Origin of the sequence: Bradyrhizobium septentrionale, assembly GCF_011516645.4 — a bacterium.
GTDB classification, from domain to species: Bacteria; Pseudomonadota; Alphaproteobacteria; order Rhizobiales; family Xanthobacteraceae; genus Bradyrhizobium; species Bradyrhizobium septentrionale.
On the sequence record NZ_CP088285.1, the window covers coordinates 6,668,017 to 6,684,254 of the forward strand.

15 protein-coding genes are annotated in these 16,238 nt (G+C 64.8%); 6 read left to right on the forward strand and 9 right to left on the reverse strand.

The window, feature by feature from the left end:
* Positions 1-19 precede the first annotated feature (19 nt).
* The 8 genes from HAP48_RS33330 to HAP48_RS33365 form a co-directional block, all read right to left on the reverse strand.
* A complete protein-coding gene (locus tag HAP48_RS33330; RefSeq protein ID WP_166204089.1) occupies positions 20-1,294 on the reverse strand; it encodes an aspartate aminotransferase family protein in 1,275 nt (424 codons plus the stop codon).
* A 4-nt stretch (positions 1,295-1,298) separates the two neighbouring features.
* Positions 1,299-2,363, reverse strand: coding sequence for a phosphotransferase (locus tag HAP48_RS33335; RefSeq protein WP_210292713.1), 1,065 nt, complete (start codon positions 2,361-2,363; stop codon positions 1,299-1,301).
* Positions 2,364-2,384: 21 nt separating this feature from the next.
* The gene (locus HAP48_RS33340; protein WP_166204090.1) at positions 2,385-3,320 is read right to left on the reverse strand and encodes a 2-hydroxyacid dehydrogenase; all 936 of its coding nucleotides are present in this window, start codon (positions 3,318-3,320) and stop codon (positions 2,385-2,387) included.
* Positions 3,321-3,323: 3 nt separating this feature from the next.
* Positions 3,324-4,943, reverse strand: coding sequence for an ABC transporter ATP-binding protein (locus HAP48_RS33345; protein WP_166204091.1), 1,620 nt, complete (start codon positions 4,941-4,943; stop codon positions 3,324-3,326).
* Positions 4,944-4,946: 3 nt separating this feature from the next.
* Complete coding sequence (locus HAP48_RS33350) at positions 4,947-5,786, reverse strand: ABC transporter permease (protein ID WP_166204092.1); 840 nt, start codon at positions 5,784-5,786, stop codon at positions 4,947-4,949.
* A complete protein-coding gene (locus HAP48_RS33355; RefSeq protein ID WP_166204093.1) occupies positions 5,783-6,754 on the reverse strand; it encodes an ABC transporter permease in 972 nt (323 codons plus the stop codon). The genes HAP48_RS33350 and HAP48_RS33355 overlap by 4 nt, the downstream gene beginning before the upstream one ends.
* Before the next feature lie 79 nt (positions 6,755-6,833).
* Positions 6,834-8,384 carry an ABC transporter substrate-binding protein gene (locus HAP48_RS33360; RefSeq protein WP_166204094.1) on the reverse strand — a complete coding sequence of 517 codons (1,551 nt, stop codon included), beginning with the start codon at positions 8,382-8,384 and terminating at the stop codon, positions 6,834-6,836.
* A gap of 59 nt (positions 8,385-8,443) precedes the next feature.
* The gene (locus tag HAP48_RS33365; RefSeq protein ID WP_166204095.1) at positions 8,444-9,217 is read right to left on the reverse strand and encodes a class II aldolase/adducin family protein; all 774 of its coding nucleotides are present in this window, start codon (positions 9,215-9,217) and stop codon (positions 8,444-8,446) included.
* A 148-nt stretch (positions 9,218-9,365) separates the two neighbouring features.
* Between HAP48_RS33365 and HAP48_RS33370 the strand changes: the two genes are divergently transcribed.
* Both HAP48_RS33370 and HAP48_RS33375 read left to right on the forward strand, forming a co-directional pair.
* Positions 9,366-10,070 carry a GntR family transcriptional regulator gene (locus HAP48_RS33370; RefSeq protein WP_029078443.1) on the forward strand — a complete coding sequence of 235 codons (705 nt, stop codon included), beginning with the start codon at positions 9,366-9,368 and terminating at the stop codon, positions 10,068-10,070.
* A gap of 43 nt (positions 10,071-10,113) precedes the next feature.
* Positions 10,114-11,139: a histone deacetylase family protein gene (locus tag HAP48_RS33375; RefSeq protein WP_166204096.1), complete on the forward strand. Its 1,026-nt coding sequence runs from the start codon at positions 10,114-10,116 to the stop codon at positions 11,137-11,139.
* Positions 11,140-11,178: 39 nt separating this feature from the next.
* Here the strand turns inward: HAP48_RS33375 and HAP48_RS33380 are convergent, their stop codons facing one another.
* Complete coding sequence (locus HAP48_RS33380; protein ID WP_420869831.1) at positions 11,179-11,901, reverse strand: transglycosylase SLT domain-containing protein; 723 nt, start codon at positions 11,899-11,901, stop codon at positions 11,179-11,181.
* 765 nt (positions 11,902-12,666) lie between these two features.
* Here HAP48_RS33380 and HAP48_RS33385 point away from each other — a divergent pair.
* The 4 genes from HAP48_RS33385 to HAP48_RS33400 all read left to right on the forward strand — a co-directional run bounded on the left by HAP48_RS33385 (position 12,667) and on the right by HAP48_RS33400 (position 16,238).
* Entirely contained in the window at positions 12,667-14,025 is a 1,359-nt protein-coding gene (locus HAP48_RS33385; protein ID WP_166204098.1) for an ABC transporter substrate-binding protein, read from the forward strand.
* Positions 14,026-14,098: 73 nt separating this feature from the next.
* Positions 14,099-15,073, forward strand: coding sequence for a carbohydrate ABC transporter permease (locus tag HAP48_RS33390; protein ID WP_210292714.1), 975 nt, complete (start codon positions 14,099-14,101; stop codon positions 15,071-15,073).
* Positions 15,070-16,032, forward strand: coding sequence for a carbohydrate ABC transporter permease (locus HAP48_RS33395; protein ID WP_166204099.1), 963 nt, complete (start codon positions 15,070-15,072; stop codon positions 16,030-16,032). The genes HAP48_RS33390 and HAP48_RS33395 overlap by 4 nt, the downstream gene beginning before the upstream one ends.
* Positions 16,029-16,238 carry a hypothetical protein gene (locus HAP48_RS33400; RefSeq protein WP_166204100.1) on the forward strand — a complete coding sequence of 70 codons (210 nt, stop codon included), beginning with the start codon at positions 16,029-16,031 and terminating at the stop codon, positions 16,236-16,238. The genes HAP48_RS33395 and HAP48_RS33400 overlap by 4 nt, the downstream gene beginning before the upstream one ends.

The following is a 16,238-nucleotide window of genomic DNA, read 5'->3' on the forward strand; positions in this document are numbered from 1 at the left end:
TCGGCACGGCACAGTCGTGTCAAGCCGGCGAGATCTGCAGGAGCGCTTGATTCAGCGTTTCGACCAGCAGGTCGGCATGTTCGGTTCCGAACACCAGCGGCGGGCGGATCTTCAACACATTGGCGCCGGGACCGGCGGCGCTGATCAGCACGTGCCGCGCGCGCAGCGCGTTGACGAGCGCCGCTGCCTCCTTGCCCGCGGGCGCACCATTGCGGCGAAGCTCAACACCGAGGAACAGCCCGGCGCCGCGAACCTCCGCGACCAAATCATGCCGGGAGCGCAACGCATCAAGCTTCTCGCGCAGATAAGCGCCGGTGCGCTTCGCGTTCTCGACCAGGCCTTCCTGTTCGATAATGTCGAGCACGGCGGTCGCTGCGGCTGCGGAGACGGGATTGCCGCCAAAGGTGTTGAAGTAGCGCGAACGTGCGCCGAATTCCCTGAGCAGCGCCGGGCGCGCGGCCATCGCGGCAACGGGGTGGCCGTTGCCCATCGGCTTGCCCATCGTGACCATGTCGGGAATGACGCCATGACGGGCAAAGCCCCACAGGCTCTCACCGCAGCGGCCGAAACCGGGCTGCACCTCGTCGGCAATGAACAACGCTCCTGCGGCGCGCGCCGCTTCCACGGCCGGCGCCAGAAAGCCGGGCGGATCGGCGAACACGCCGTCGCTCGAGAAGATGGTGTCGACCAGGAGCGCGGCCGGGCGAATCCCGCTGCGTTTCATGTCGTCGAACGCGGCGCGTACATGGCCGGCAAAAATCTCGCCGGTCGCATCTCCGGCAGACTGCGGCGCCGGCACGAGGCGGACATGAGCAGCGGTCGGCTCCGGCAGGCCGAGCGAGGGCGACAATTCGGCCAGCGCGCCGGTGACGCCGTGATAGGAGGTCCTGGTCACGATGACGCCGGTGCCGCCGGTGCAAGTCCGCGCCACGCGCAGCGCGAGGTCGTTGGCCTCGCTGCCAGTGCAAGTGAACATCACATGGCCGATCTCGGCCGGGAAGGTGGCGAGCAGCCGTTCCGCGTAGTTGAGGATGGACTCGTGCAGATAGCGGGTGTGCGTGTTGAGCTCTGCCGCCTGCCGCGCGATCGCCTCGACCACGCGCGGATGGCAGTGCCCGACGCAGGCGACGTTGTTGTAGGCGTCGAGATAGCGGTCGCCGGCCTGATCGTACAGCCAGACGCCGTCGCCGCGGACGATTTGCACGGGCTGTTCGTAGAACAGCCGGTAGGCCGGGCCGAGCAGGCGATTGCGCCGCGCGATCAGGTCTTGCGTCGAGGCATTCTCCACCGGCATCGCTTTACTCTCCCTGGCAGGCGCGTTCGATCTGTTGTCTGGCCTGGTCGCGCGAAAGACGAGCGATCCGCCCAAGCCGTGCCGAAGCCGCCTTGTTGTTGCGCAGAATATACTCCCGGTTCTCCGGATAGCGAGCCGCCCTGAGGTTGCTGATCACGACCGTCATCACCATGCGCGTCGCGATCAGGTCGAATAGCACCACGCGCTCATCCGGTGCGAGGGGCATCACGGCGTGATAGCCCGCGATCAGCTCGCAGGCCGGGGCCAGCGCATCGTCGCTGTCGGCGACCTGGTAGGCGCATGCGATTGCAAGGTCGTTGATCCGGGCCGTGGAGGTGAGGTCGCCGAAATCGATGATGCCGGCGATGCGTTCGTGATCGGTCGGGACGACGACGATGTTGTGCGGGTTGAGGTCGTTGTGCACCGGCTGCGCCGGGAGCCGGGACAAGACTGGCTGGGCGTGGGTCTCGAAGCCGTCGAGGAAGCGCTCCACGACGTCGCGCTGTGCAATCGGAACGCTGTCGAGCAGCGGGCGCAATTCGGCCGCGTGCTGGATGTCCCACAACAGCTTGTGGCCGGCGCCGGGGTGGCGGAAGTCGCGCAAGGCCCGGGCGAGGCGCGCCGCCCAATGGCCGGCCTCGCGGCGCAAGGCGGTCGACGGCGTCACCTGGTGCATCGGCGTGCCGGCAAGGAAGGACAACAGGCGCACCACGCGGGTCGAACCGTCGTCGAACGTGACTTCGAGCTCAACCGCGCCATTCAGCGCAGGGAAAACCCGTGGGATCGGCAGCGCCGAATCTCCAGCGGCAGCATGACGCAGCGCCTCAGTCTGCAGATTGGTGACGGCGCGGTCTTCCGCGGGATTGGCGATCTTCAGCACATAGTCGCGCCCGTCGGGGGTGTGCAGCCTGAAATTCTGGTCGCGTTCGCTGTCGAGCCGACGCACTGCCGCGGGCAGGCCGTAATATTCCTCGGCCAGCGCCTGCGCGCGCGTCTCCGGGATCGGCGAGGCGGCGCGCAGCCCGTCGAGCGGGTGCGCGGCGGCGACGGTCGATGGGGAATTTGGCACCTGACGTTTCCTGTCCCGCAATCAATAACCGCGCGCACGGTCGATGGCGTGCGGCGGGCGCCGTCCGGCGCTGACAGCATCGGCCGTTGCCGCCAGCGTGGTCGCGACGGCATGGACGCTGACGTCGCTGGCATCATGCGGCGTGATGGCGATCTGTGGATGGTGCCAGAACGGGTGTGCCTGGGCCAGCGGTTCGGCGGTGAACACATCGAGCGCTGCACCGGACAAATGGCCGCGCTCGATCGCCGCGAGCAGGTCGTCTTCCACCAGATGCTCGCCGCGGCCGACCTGGATCAAATAGCCGCCGCGGCGCATTTGCGCAAAAAGCTCGCCGTTGAGGATGCCGCGCGTCTCCGCCGTCAGCGGCAGCAGGTTCACCAGCACCTCGGTCTCGGCGAGCATGGCGGCGAGGCCCGCCGGCCCGTGAAAGCTGCGGCTCGATGACGAGATCGCCTTGGCCGTGCGGCTCCACGACATCACAGGGAAGCCGAGATGCACGAGGTCGGCGGCGACGCGCTGGCCGATCTCGCCATTGCCGAGTATCCCCACCGAGACGTCCTGCGCGCGGCGTTGGTCGCGGCGTTGCCAGATCCGATCGCGCTGCTGGGCGCGAAAGGCAGCAAAGCCGCGCTGATGTCCGATCACGTGCCAGGCGATGAAGCCCGACATCAACTGCGCCTGCCCGGGATCGACCACGCGCACCACCTCGACGCCGGAGCGCAGGCTGGGGCAGGCGATGATATTGTCGACGCCGGCCGCGATCGAGCACACCGCTTCCAGGTTCGGGTAATGTTCGAACGCATCGTGGGGCGGATGCCAGGCCAGCGCCAGCCGGACATCCTGGGCCGGCGCGTCCGCCGTATGGTCCACGACTTCGATGCGAGGCGCCGTGCGCGCCAACGCCGCGCCAATGTAGCTGCGCAGGTCGAGGGTCTTGCTGACGAGAACGCAACGCATCGATCAGGCCGCCCGCGATGACGGAATCTGGCCGGGTACTGCGGCGAGCAGTTCACGGGTGTAGGCGTGCTCCGGCGCCGAGAACAGCGTTGCCGTCGGCTTCAGCTCGACAATGGCGCCGCGCTGCATCACCGCGATCCGGTCGCAGATTTGCGCCGCCACCCGCAGATCGTGCGTGATGAACAGCATCGACAAGCCCAGCCGCGCCTTGAGGTCTTCCAGCAGGTTCAGCACCTGCGCCTGCACCGAGACGTCGAGCGCCGAGACCGCTTCGTCGGCGACGATGATTTCCGGCTCGAGCGCAAGCGCGCGGGCAATGCCGATGCGCTGGCGCTGGCCGCCGGAGAATTCGTGCGGGTAGCGGTCCATCGCATTGGCGTTGAGGCCGACGAGGCCGAGCAGTTCGGCGGCGCGCTGGCGCGCGACCGCGGGATCGGTGCCATGGGCGATCGGCCCATCGGCAATGATGTGGCCGACCTTGCGGCGCGGATTGAGCGACGCGAACGGATCCTGGAAGATCATCTGGATCCGGCTGCGCTCCCGGCGCAGGGCACGGCCGGCGATGCGGGTGAAATCGGTTTCGCCGAGGCGGACAGTGCCGCGATCAGGTTCGATCAGGCGCATCACGAGCCGGGCGACGGAGGATTTGCCGGAGCCGGATTCGCCGACCAGGCCGACGGTCTCGCCCTGCAGGATATCGAAATTGACCTGCCTCGCAGCCGCGACGCGGCGTTCCGGCTGGAACCAGCCGCCGCCGCTGACATAGGTCTTGTCGAGGCCGACGATTTCGACCGCCCTGGCGCGGCCGGTGAGCGGCGCGCGCTGTGGCGGCTGCATCGAGGGAACAGCCGCCAGCAGCGCACGGGTGTAGGAATGCTGCGGACGCTGCAGCACGTCGTCGGCCGCGCCCTGTTCGACCACCTTGCCGTGCTGAAGCACGACCACGCGGTCGGCGATGTCGGCGACGACGCCGAAATCGTGGGTGATGAACATGACGGCCATGTTGCGGCGGCGCTGCAGGTCGCGGATCAGCTCGAGGATCTGTGCCTGCGTGGTGACGTCGAGCGCCGTGGTCGGCTCGTCGGCGACCAGCACGGCCGGCTCCAGCGCGAGCGCCATCGCGATCATGGCCCGCTGGCGCTGGCCGCCGGAGAGTTGATGCGGATAGGCGCGCATCGAGCGCTCGGGATCGGGCAGGCCGACCTCGCGCAGCAGCTGCAGCGCCTTCTGCTTCCGCTGCTTCGGCGTCAGCAAATTGTGGGCCTCGAACATCTCGGCGATCTGCTCGCCGATCCGCATCAACGGATTGAGCGCCGTCATCGGCTCCTGAAACACCATGGCGATGTGGCGTCCGCGCAGCGCGAGCCAGCCGGTGTCGTCGAGCGTGAGCAGGTTCCGGCCGTCATAGGCGATCTCGCCGGCCTCGCGGGCGATGGTGTCGGGCAGCAGGCCCAGCAGCGCGTGCGCGCACATCGATTTGCCGGAGCCGGACTCGCCCACCACGCAGAGGATCTTGCCGGGCGTCAGGTCGAACGAGACGCCATCGACGGCGTAGGGGCGGTCGGAGCCGGGCGGCAGCGCAAGCTTGAGGTTCTTGATCGAGACGACGGGTGCGGCAGGCATGGGTTAGCGCCCTTCCTTGCTGAGGCGCGGATTGAGCGCGTCGTTGAGGCCTTCGCCGATCAGGTTCAGCGCCAGGACCGAGAGCAGGATCGCGATGCCGGGAAACAGCGTGATCCACCAGGCCTGGCGGATCACGGTGCGGCCGGCGCCGACCATGTAGCCCCAGGACATCAGATTGGGATCGCCGAGGCCGAGGAAGGAGAGCGAGGATTCCAGCAGGATCGCGGTCGCGACCATCAGTGAGGCCAGCACGATCACGGGCGACAGCGCGTTCGGCAGGATTTCGCGCCAGATGATCCAGCTGTGCGACTGCCCGGTGACGACAGCGGCCTGGACATATTCGCGGGTGCGCAGCGACAGCACCTCGCCGCGGACGAGCCGCGCCACCGGCGGCCAGCTCACGATCGCGATCGCCAGCACGATCGAGACGATCGAGGGCTGCAGGATCGCGACCAGCACGATCGCGAGCGCAAAGCTCGGCACGGTCTGGAAGAACTCGGTGAAGCGCATCAGGGCGTCGCCGATCCTGCCGCCGAAATAGCCGGCGAGCGCGCCGACCGGTATGCCGACCGCGAGCGCCGCCATGGTCGAGACCAGGCCGACCAGCAGCGAGACGCGGGCGCCATAGATGATGCCGGCGAGCACGTCGCGGCCGAGCGCGTCGGTGCCGAGCGGCAGGCCGGATACCGTGAACGGCGGCACGAAAGGCCGCTGCACCATGCGCCAGGGCGATGTCGGGAACAGCAGCGGGCCGAACACCGCGATCGCGATCGCAAGCAGCAGGATCACGAGGCCGATCACGCCGCCGGGGTTGCGCAGCATCATTCGCCAGGACTTGCTCATGAGGCGAACTCGATGCGCGGGTCGACCGCGCGGTAGATCAGGTCGGTGATCAGGTTGAACGCGAGCACCATCGCCGAGCAGACTACGAACACGCCGAGAAGGAGGTTGTAGTCGCGCTGCAGCAGCGCCTCGTACATCAGGCGGCCGATGCCGGGCCAGGCGAACACGGTCTCGGTCAGCACGGCGCCGCCGACCAGCGTGCCCGCCTGCAGGCCGGCCAGCGTCACCACGGGCAGCAGCGCGTTGCGCAGCACGTGGCGTCGCTGGATCACGGCGTCACGCAGGCCCTTGGCGCGCGCGGTTTTGACGAAATCATGCCGCTTCACCTCCAGCATCGAGGCGCGGGTCATCCGGGCATAGGTCGCCATGAAGAACAGGCCCATCGTCGTCGCCGGCAGGATGAGATGCGCGCCGACGTCGAGCACATGGGCGAGGCCGGTATAATTGGCGCCCACGGTCTCGTAACCGAAGCTCGGCAGCCAATCCATCGCGACCGAGAACAAGAGGATCGCCATCAGCGCGACCCAGAACAGTGGCGTGGCATAGAAGATCAGCGCCAGTATCGTGATCGCGGTATCGGCCCAGGTGCCGGCAAAGCGCGCGGCCAGCGTGCCGAACAGAACGCCGAGCAGCAACGAAATCACGAAGGCCGTGACGGTCAGCAGCAGCGTCGCCGGCAGCCGTTCGGCGATCAGCCTGGCGACCGGCATCTGCTGGCGGAACGAGAAGCCGAGGTCGAGCGTCACGATGCCCTTGACGTAGCGATAGAGCTGGACCGGCAGTGGCTGGTCGAGCCCGAATTTCTCGCGCAATTGCGTGACGAAGATCTTGTCGCTGGCGCCGGCCTCGCCTGCCATCACCATCGCCGGATCGCCCGGCGCCATCCGGATCAGCATGAAGTTGAGGACGACGATCGCGAGCAGGACGACAACGGCCTTGGCAAGTCTCTGGGCTATGAATGCGAGCATCGGTGACTTCGGTTGCGTTCGGGAAAGGAACAGAATGGGGCCACGGCGCCTTGTGCACGCCGCGGCCCGGTGATGAGCCCTATTTGTCGAGCCAGGCGTCGCGGAAACCGTCGTTGACGCCGATCGCGGTCGTGACCAGGTTCTTGACGTTGCAGCGGGTGATGGTCGGGAACTGAAGCTCGAGCTGCCAGGCCACCGGCACGTCGTCGGTCAGGATCTTCTGCGCCTTGAGATAGATCTCCTCGCGCTTGGAGTCCGGGAAGGCGGTGGCGCCGTCGGCGAACAGCTGGTCGATCTCGGGGTTCGAGTAACCCTCGACATTGTTGAACGGCGAGCCCTTGGCAATCTGGCTCGAGACATAGTTGCGGCCGACGCCGAGCGCGGGATCGCCATACTGATAGAGATAGGTGAAGGCGATGTCGTAATCCCAGTCCGAGACCTTCTGGTTCCAGCCGGGGACGTCGGTTGCGATCATCTCGGCATTGATGCCGACATCCTGCAGGTTCTGCTTCACGGCCTCGGCCCAGCGCTGCCAGGTTTCGCCATAGGGCAGCGGCAGCAGGCGGACCTTCTCGCCATTGTAGCCGGCCTCCTTCAGCAGTGCTTTCGCCTTGGCCGGATCGTAGTCATAGGTGGTCACCTTGTCGGTGTAGTATTTGATGGTTGACGCCGACGGGCCGGTCGCGACCTTGGCGAGACCGTTCCAGATCACGTCCTTGGCGAAGTTGCGGTCGATCGCATACATCAGCGCCTGGCGGAATTTCTTGTTCGCGGTCGGGCCCTGCCGGTTGTTGAGCCACAGCCAGGAATGCGGGCTGAAGAATTCCCAACCGGCGCCGGTGACGCAGACATTCTTCAGCTTGGACAGGCGCGGCACGTCGAAATTCTCGACCGAGCCGCCCGGAAGGATGTCGATCTTGCCGGTCTCGAACGCCACCGCGCGCGCGGCGGCGTCGGGGATCACGTGCCAGTAGATCTCGTCGAGATAGGGCTTGCCCTTGATGTAGTAGCTCGGGTTCTTGACCAGGCGAATGAACGAGCCCTTCTGCCATTCCTTGAACATGAAGGGGCCGGTCCCGATTGGCGTGTTGTTGGCCGGATTGGTCTTGTAGTCGGTGCCTTCGTAGATGTGCTTGGGGATCATCGGCAGCGAGCCGACCTCGAAGATGCCGAGGAACGGACCGAACGGCTGTTTCAGCGTGAATACAACGGTGGAGTCGTCGGGCGTCTCGACCTTGTCGAGCTGGGCAAGGTTGCCGCGGGCGCGCGGATGGGTCTGCTTGAGGAAATCGATCGAGAACGCAACGTCGGCCGAGGTGAACGGCTTGCCGTCATGCCAGGTGACGCCCTTGCGCAGCTTGAACGTATAGATCTTGCCGTCCTCGCTGACGCTCCAGCTTTCGGCGAGACCGGGCAGCGGCTCGAGCTTCGGCGAGTAGCGCAGCAGGCCTTCATAGATGTTGCCGGCGACCATTTGCGTCGGGCCGTTCTGCACCAGCCCAACCATCAGGCCCGGTGGCTCCGGCTGGATCACCGCGTTGACCACGCCGCCGGATTTCGGCTCCTGGGCAAACGCCGCGGTGCTCAGGGCACTCGCGACCAGAAGGCTCAGCAATACTCGTTTCAACATGTGCAATCTCTCTTGTTGTGCGTTTCGCCCGGCCGCGGCTCCGGGTAATGGGCCGACGATTAATTCGCGAAATCGGGATCGGTGCGCTCCAGCATGCGCTTGAAGGCCGCCCACTCGGTGTCGGGCACGCCTTTCGTCTCGATGCTGTCGTAGAATGTTGCGTACTGACCGGCGGTCTTGTGCGCGACCGCATCCGGCAGCGGCGCGATCTCGGCGCCCGCGGACTGGATCGCGAGCTGCGCGCGGCAGGAGCGCTCGAGATTGTGCATCAGCTTGAACGCCTCGGCGACCGAGCGGCCGCAGGTCAGCATGCCGTGATTGCGCAACACCATCACGAACTTGTCGCCGAGGTCGGCGATCAGGCGCTGACGCTCGTCGAGATCGAGCGCGATGCCCTCATAGTCGTGATAGGCGAGGCAGCCGGTGAACTGCATCGACCATTGATTGAGCGGCAACAGGCCCTGCTTTTGGCAGGACACCGCGACGCCGGCCACGGTGTGGGTGTGTAGCACGCAGGCGACATCCGGCCGCGCCGCATGCACCGCGCTGTGGATGGTGAAGCCGGCCGGATTGATGCCGAGCCCGAGCGGATCGTCGATGACGACGCCGTCGAGATCGACCGTGACGAGATTGGAGGCCGTGACCTCCTCGAAGCGCAGGCCGTACGGATTGATCAAGAAGCGGTCATGCCGGCCGGGCAGCCGCACCGAGATGTGCGTGTAGATGCTGTCATCGAGCCCGAGCCGATGGATCAGCCGGTAGGCCGCGGCGAGGTCGATGCGGAATTGCTGGTTCTGGTCCTTCACGGCCTCGGGCCGCACATGCGTCGTCATCGTTGTGGCTAGTCCCTGTCCGCGGGCCGTTTCTGTTGCGTTGCAATACCCGCGCCACTAAACTGTCGACAATCTAAGAATTGATCAAGTCTAAACTGTCGACAATCGGCGATTAAATAATGTACAAGGGTCAAAACGGACCCTTTTGATGCGCACGATGTCCCCTCCGGTCGGCTTGCCGGCCCTCAATGAGACCGACTTGGTCGGCCAGGTCGCACGTCGGCTGACCGAAGCCATTGTCCAGGGGCGGCTGCCGCCGGGGTCAAAGGTCGTCGAAGCGGGAGTGGCCCGCGAGCTGGGTGTGAGCCGGGCTCCGGTGCGCGAGGCCGCGCGATTGCTGGAGCAGCAGGGGCTGCTCGTCGCCCATCCGCGCCGTGGCTTCTTCGTTCGTCAGTTTGCCGCCGACGATATCGACGAGATCTACGACCTGCGTCTCTGCGTCGAACGACACGCCGCGGTGCTGGCTGCCCGTAACCTGACGCCGGAGACCCGCGACATGCTCCGCCGGCAGATCGATGTGCTGCATGAGATGGCTGATCTCGACGATCCGGCGCGGCAGGTCGAGGAAGACTATCGCTTTCACCGCCTGATCTGCGAGATTGCCGGCAACAAGCGCATGTTGCGGTTGTTCGACGATCTCGCCTCCGAACTGCGCATGGTGATCGGCCTGATCGGTCGGCTCTACGACGATCCGCACGAGATCGCGCGCACCCACGAGCCGGTGCTTGCCGCGATCGAGGCCGGTCATCCCGAACGCATCGTCGCTCATATCGATCACCACCTCGGCCACGCCTGGCGCGAAGTCGGCCGGCTGGTGCGCGAGATTCCGCCGTGGCCGGCTGCGGCGAAGTGACCGCGCACCTCGGGCAATCGGATTCAGCGAACAGGAGTAGCTTGTGAAGGCCGTCTATACCGAACTGCATCGCAGCCACGATCCGCAATTCTTCCTCGTGCGCGGTGTGGTCACGCGCACCACGGAGCAGCCCGAGCGCGCCGATCGTTTGCTGGCAGGATTGAGGGCAGGCGAGCACACGCTGGTCGCGCCGACCGCATTCGGACAGGGGCCGCGCGCCCGTGTGCACAGCCCGGAATATTTGAGCTTCCTTGCCGAAGCCTGGGACGCCTGGTCGGCGCTCGGTGATTCCGGGCCGGAGATGATCGCGAACATGCATCCGGTTCGTAACGCCGGTACCTATCCGACGCACATCGTCGGCAAGCTCGGCTGGCACACCATCGATACCTCATGCCCGATCGGGCCGGGCACCTGGGCCGCCGCATGCTCGGCAACCGACGTTGCGACGACCGCCGCGCAGATGGTGATGGACGGCGAGGATGCGGTGTACGCGCTATGCCGTCCGCCCGGCCATCATGCCTATCGCGATCTCGCCAGCGGCTTCTGCTTTCTCAACAACAGCGCGATCGCAGCCGCGCATCTCCGCCTCAAGCACGAGCGCGTCGCGATCCTTGATGTCGACGTGCATCACGGCAATGGCACGCAGGGCATCTTCTACGAACGGTCCGACGTGCTGACGGTTTCGATCCACGCCGATCCGACCTTCTTCAACCCGTTCGTCTGGGGCTACGCGCATGAGCGCGGCGCGGGATCTGGGCTTGGCGCCAATCTCAACGTTCCCCTGGCGATCGGCACCGGGGATGACGGTTACATCCAGGCGCTTGTCACTGCGGAAAAGATGATCCGCGCCTTCGAGCCGGGTGCGCTGGTTGTCGCGCTCGGCCTTGATGCGTCCGAGCACGACCCTCTCGCGGGTCTTGCCGTCACCACCGGCGGATTTGGACGCATCGGCAGCGCCATTGCACGGCTTGGACTTCCGACCGTGTTGGTGCAGGAGGGCGGATATCTGTCCGACATTCTTGGGAAAAACCTGACGTCGGTTCTCGCCGGATTCGAGGCCGTTCGCTAGCTGGTCCAGCTCGTGCCGGCCGGTTATCCCACTCCGAGCTCAGCCCCTGTCGTTCGCAGCAAGCTTCGCGAATTGACGCCTCATCCGGTTGACCTTGGCAAGGTACGCCGCGACGAGGTGATCGCCGCAGTGTTCGCCGGCGGCCGGTTGGAAGCCGCGGCGCACGAAGGCCGGTCCGGGACCGGTGCCGCACAGATGGATGAGAGCGGCGAGGTCCTGCTTCTGTTGCGGATTCGCCGTGCTCTTCGGCGCTGCCGCGAGAACTCTGGCGACGCCGCGATCCAGGGATACCGCAGTGAGTTCCGTGGCATGGCTCGGTAGCGTGCGAACATACAGGCTGTTGAACCAGCAGTCCGTCGCAACGACCGCGTGCTGGCGGATGCAATAGTTATTCGCTTCCGCGAACGTCGCGTCAATCATCTGATAAAGGCCGACGGCGCTCGAGGCGGGCTTGTAGATCGCGAGAGGATTCCAGCTCAGCCGCCAGCGCCAATAGGTGCGCGCCACCGGATTCCCGGAGCTCTCGGTCTGCGCCAGCGCCGCGAGCAGCTCAGGCGTGACAGTGTCGGTGGAGTAGGCGCGGAAATGTGCTCCATACTGCCGCCAGGTCTCCGTCGGCTCCTTGTCGAGCGCCGTGCCCACGAAGAAGAACAGCTCGGTCGGCTTGCGGACAACCTGAAAAACGACGTTAGCGAGCGGAAGGAGCACGACGATCGCTGCGCCGACGACCGCAATCCGCATCGCGATCGGCATCGCGATCATTTTCGCCCATATCCTGCGCGCGCCGTGCCAGCCGCGAGCGAGCCGAATGGCCTTGGTCCAGCGTTGCCCAACGCGCCTCTTGCGAGCGGCGGGTCTGGTGGCGGGCAACGTGGACACGGAGATCGTCAGCCTGTGAGGAATCTGATGCGGCAGAAGCCGCGACGGTTGCGTGCGATGAAGCCTGTCTCGAATTCGCCTCGCTGCGGCTCCTCTGCCGCGAGGCGGATCTGACACGCGGACCACATTAGAGCCGAAAGATTTCCAGTGTCCTGACGAACCGGCCAGGCGAGCGAGTTCCAACACGTGCCGGCGTCGTGCATCGGTCTTTGCCGGAGCCATCGTTCCATTGAACGTTCAGTAAAGAGATTTGCTAAACATCGGGAACAGTCTGGCTTCCGGCGCTCCCTCGATCTAGCCGGTGCGAAAACGTCCAAGCGTACCAGACCGATGATCACGGACGGCTAGCATACAAGCCGTTTTTGCTGCATCGCGGTACTGCATCGGCAGGCGCGCAATTCCCTTTGGGCTCGCGCGAAACCCGCTTGACGGCCGTCGAAATTTAGTAATACGTTTAGTTACTAAGAAAAACTAAACATCGCGCATCGAGCTGATGTGTGGGAGGAGCCCGCCCGTCCGAACAAGGTTTCGGATGGATCTGTCTCGTTCTTCACCCATCGCTCCTCAACTCGGCTTCAGGTTCTTTGCGTCGCTCCGGCAGGGGGCGCGCAGCGTGGGTTAGATGCATCAACGAGAGAGGAAACGGACATGCGAAGCTTCAAATGGCTAGGTAGCTCTGCGGCGACGGCGGTCCTCGGGGCTGCGCTGCTCGGGGCATTCGGTGGGGGCGAGGCTGCAGCGCAAGGCAAGCAGCTTACGCTGTGCTGGGCGGCGTGGGATCCCGCCAATGCGCTGGTCGAACTCGGCAAGGACTTCACCAAGCAATCCGGCATCGAGATGAAATACGAGTTCGTCCCCTGGACGAGCTATGCGGATCGCTTCCTCAACGAGCTGAACTCCCATGGCAAGCTCTGCGACCTGATCATCGGCGACAGCCAGTGGATCGGCGGCGCCGCCGAGAACAAGTGGTACGTCAAGCTCAACGATTTCTTCGCCAAAGAGAAGATCTCGATGGACGATTTCGTCCCGGCGACCGTCGTCGGCTACTCGCAATGGCCGAAGAATACGCCGAACTACTGGGCGCTGCCGGCAATGGCCGACGCGGTGGGTTGGACCTATCGCAAGGACTGGTTCTCGCGTCCCGAGATTCAATCGGCGTTCAAGGCCAAGTACGGCCGCGATCTGGCGCCGCCGAAGACCTATGACGAGCTGAAGCAAATTGCGGAGTTCTTCCAGGGCCGCGAGATCGACGGCAAGAAGGTCTATGGCGCCTACATCTTCACCGAGCGCGGCTCGGAAGGCATCACGATGGGCGTGACCAACGTGCTCTACAATTACGGCTTCGGCTACGACAATCCGAAGAAGCCGTACCAGATGCAGGGCATCGTCAATTCAGCCGATGCCGCCAAGGGGCTCGAATTCTACAAGGAGCTCTACAAGTGCTGCACAGCGCCGGGCATGACCAACGCCTACATGCAGGAAGGGCTTGATGCATTCAAGTCCGGCCAGGTGGCGATGCAGATGAACTGGTTCGCCTTCTTCCCCGGCCTCTACAAGGATCCGAATGTCGGCGGCGACAAGATCGGCTTCTTCGTCAATCCGGCCGGCCCGAAGGGGCATTTCACCCAGCTAGGCGGGCAGGGCATCTCGGTGGTTGCGACCTCGGACCGCAAGGACGACGCGCTCGCCTATATCAAGTGGTTCGCGCAGCCGGCCGTGCAGCAGAAATGGTGGCAGATCGGCGGCTACTCGGCGCTGAAGGCGGTGGTCGATGCGCCCGACTTCCCGAAGAGCGCGGCGTTCGCGCCGCAATTCCTGGAGTCGATGGGCATCGTCAAGGACTTCTGGGCCGAGCCGTCCTACGCGCAGCTGCTGCTCGACATGCAGAAGCGGGTGCATGACTACGTCGTCGCCGACAAGGGCACGTCGCAGCAGGCGCTCGATCTCCTGGTCAAGGACTGGACCAAGGTGTTCAAGGAGCAGGGCAAGGAAGTCGCCTCGCAATAGGCTCGCGACCACGCGACTTTACCGAACTGGCTTCCCCGGGGCGCCGCCTCGGGGAGGCCGAACCAGCCAACCGATGGGACAGATGACCACGATCCTGCAACCCGATCATGCTATGATCCCGGGCGTGAACGAGCCCGCCAAATCCCGCGCCGCGCGGCGTGTCCGCGGCCTGTCGGACCGCACCATTGCGTGGCTGTTCGTTGCGCCGACGATCACGCTGCTGCTCGCGATCAACATCTTTCCGCTGATCTGGATGATCCGGCTGTCCTTCACGAGCCTCAACCTCAGCATGTCCTATCTGCCGCTGCGGTTCGTCGGCCTAGACAATTTCAGGGATATCCTCACCGACGAGGATGTCTGGTTCCGGCTGCAGACCACGGCGCAGTTCGTGATCTCGTCGGTGGCGCTGCAGGTGGTGGTCGGATTTGGCCTTGCACTGCTGATCAACCGCCAATTCCGCGGCCACAGCTTCTGGACCACGATCATCCTGCTGCCGATGATGCTGTCGCCGGCGGTGGTCGGCAACTTCTGGACGCTGCTGCTGCAGCCGCAGATCGGGCCATTCAACTATCTGATCAGCCTGTTCACCGGGGTGCCGCCGAGCTCGTTCAGCATGACCGGGCAGGTCTCGCTCGCACCGTGGACCATCGTGCTGGTCGACACCTGGATGTGGGCGCCTTACGTGATGTTGATCTGCCTCGCCGGGCTGCGCTCGATTCCCGATTACATCTATGAGGCCGCCGAAGTCGATCGTGCCTCGCCCTGGCGGCAGTTCTGGTCGATCACGCTGCCGATGACGGTGCCGTTCCTGATGCTTGCGGTGCTGTTCCGTGCGATCGAGAACTTCAAGATGTTCGACATGGTCAATCTCCTGACCTCGGGAGGGCCTGGATCGACCACCGAACTGGTGTCGATCACGCTGAAGCGCGCGGCGTTCGAGAAGTGGCGCACCGGCTATTCCTCCGCGCTCGCCATCATCCTGTTCGTGACCGTGTTCGGTGCCGCCAACATCTACGTCAAAGCGCTCAATAAGGTGAAGCAACGATGACCGCTGCTGTTGCCAAATCCACCGCACATTCGATCGTCGAGGCCTCGCCGCGCACCAAGGCGTTCGCCGGCACCCTCGTCATCCTCTATGCGTTGATCACGATCCTGCCGCTGCTCTGGATCGTCGCCACCGCCTTCAAGTCGCAAAGCGATGCCATCGCCTATCCGCCCAAGGTGATCTTCGAGCCGACCCTCGAAGGCTATGTCAACCTGTTCACGGTGCGCACCCGCCAGACACCCGATTTCATCGCCAAGTTGCCGGCGCCGGAGACCTGGTATGACAAGCTCGTGCGCAAGCATGACATGGTGATTGCCGGGCCGTCCAAGGTCGTGCCGCGCTTCGTCAATTCGCTGATCATCGGCTTCGGGTCGACCTTCCTCGCCGTCTTCCTCGGCACGCTCGCGGCCTACGCGTTCTCGCGCTTCCGGATTCCGCTGGCCGACGATCTCTTGTTCTTCATCCTGTCGACGCGGATGATGCCGCCGGTCGCGGTCGCGATCCCGATCTATTTGATGTACCGGCAGCTCAATCTGACCGACACCAGGCTCGGCATGATCCTGCTCTACACCGCCGTGAATGTCTCGCTCGCGGTCTGGCTGCTCAAGGGCTTCATCGACGAGATCCCGCGGGAGTACGAGGAGGCTGCGCTCGTCGACGGCTATACGCGGCTGCAGGCGCTGCGCAAGGTGGTGCTGCCGCAGGCCGTCACCGGAATTGCGGCGACCGCGATCTTCTGCCTGATCTTCTCCTGGAACGAGTACGCCTTCGCGGTTCTGCTGACCAGCGGCGAGGCGCAGACCATGCCGCCCTTCATCCCCTTCATCATCGGTGAGGGCGGGCAGGACTGGCCGGCGGTTGCCGCCGCGACCACGCTGTTCGTCGTCCCGATCGTCATGTTCACCGTGTTGTTGCGCAAGCATCTGCTGCGCGGCATCACCTTCGGAGCGGTGCGCAAATGAGCGGTTCTGCGGTTACCCAGGGAGGCAAAGGGGCACTCCATCGCTTTTTCCAGCGGAGCCGCTGGGAGACCGTTGCGATGACCCTGATCGGGGGCGGCATCTTCATGCTGGTGCAGCCCTGGTCGATCGATCTGTACAGTTATTCTTTCGTGACGATTCTCGCCGGCACGGTCGGCTACGTCATCGTCAGCCATTTTCCGGAATAG

Excerpts from the sequence above, each read along its gene's own strand:
- HAP48_RS33330 (WP_166204089.1), bottom strand. The coding sequence starts at position 1,294 with ATGCCGGTGGAGAATGCCTCGACGCAAGACCTGATCGCGCGGCGCAAT.
- HAP48_RS33340 (WP_166204090.1), bottom strand. The coding sequence starts at position 3,320 with ATGCGTTGCGTTCTCGTCAGCAAGACCCTCGACCTGCGCAGCTACATT.
- HAP48_RS33345 (WP_166204091.1), bottom strand. The coding sequence starts at position 4,943 with ATGCCTGCCGCACCCGTCGTCTCGATCAAGAACCTCAAGCTTGCGCTG.
- HAP48_RS33350 (WP_166204092.1), bottom strand. The coding sequence starts at position 5,786 with ATGAGCAAGTCCTGGCGAATGATGCTGCGCAACCCCGGCGGCGTGATC.
- HAP48_RS33355 (WP_166204093.1), bottom strand. The coding sequence starts at position 6,754 with ATGCTCGCATTCATAGCCCAGAGACTTGCCAAGGCCGTTGTCGTCCTG.
- HAP48_RS33360 (WP_166204094.1), bottom strand. The coding sequence starts at position 8,384 with ATGTTGAAACGAGTATTGCTGAGCCTTCTGGTCGCGAGTGCCCTGAGC.
- HAP48_RS33365 (WP_166204095.1), bottom strand. The coding sequence starts at position 9,217 with ATGACGACGCATGTGCGGCCCGAGGCCGTGAAGGACCAGAACCAGCAA.
- HAP48_RS33370 (WP_029078443.1), top strand. The coding sequence starts at position 9,366 with ATGCGCACGATGTCCCCTCCGGTCGGCTTGCCGGCCCTCAATGAGACC.
- HAP48_RS33380 (WP_420869831.1), bottom strand. The coding sequence starts at position 11,901 with ATGATCGCGATGCCGATCGCGATGCGGATTGCGGTCGTCGGCGCAGCG.
- HAP48_RS33385 (WP_166204098.1), top strand. The coding sequence starts at position 12,667 with ATGCGAAGCTTCAAATGGCTAGGTAGCTCTGCGGCGACGGCGGTCCTC.
- HAP48_RS33390 (WP_210292714.1), top strand. The coding sequence starts at position 14,099 with ATGGGACAGATGACCACGATCCTGCAACCCGATCATGCTATGATCCCG.
- HAP48_RS33395 (WP_166204099.1), top strand. The coding sequence starts at position 15,070 with ATGACCGCTGCTGTTGCCAAATCCACCGCACATTCGATCGTCGAGGCC.
- HAP48_RS33400 (WP_166204100.1), top strand. The coding sequence starts at position 16,029 with ATGAGCGGTTCTGCGGTTACCCAGGGAGGCAAAGGGGCACTCCATCGC.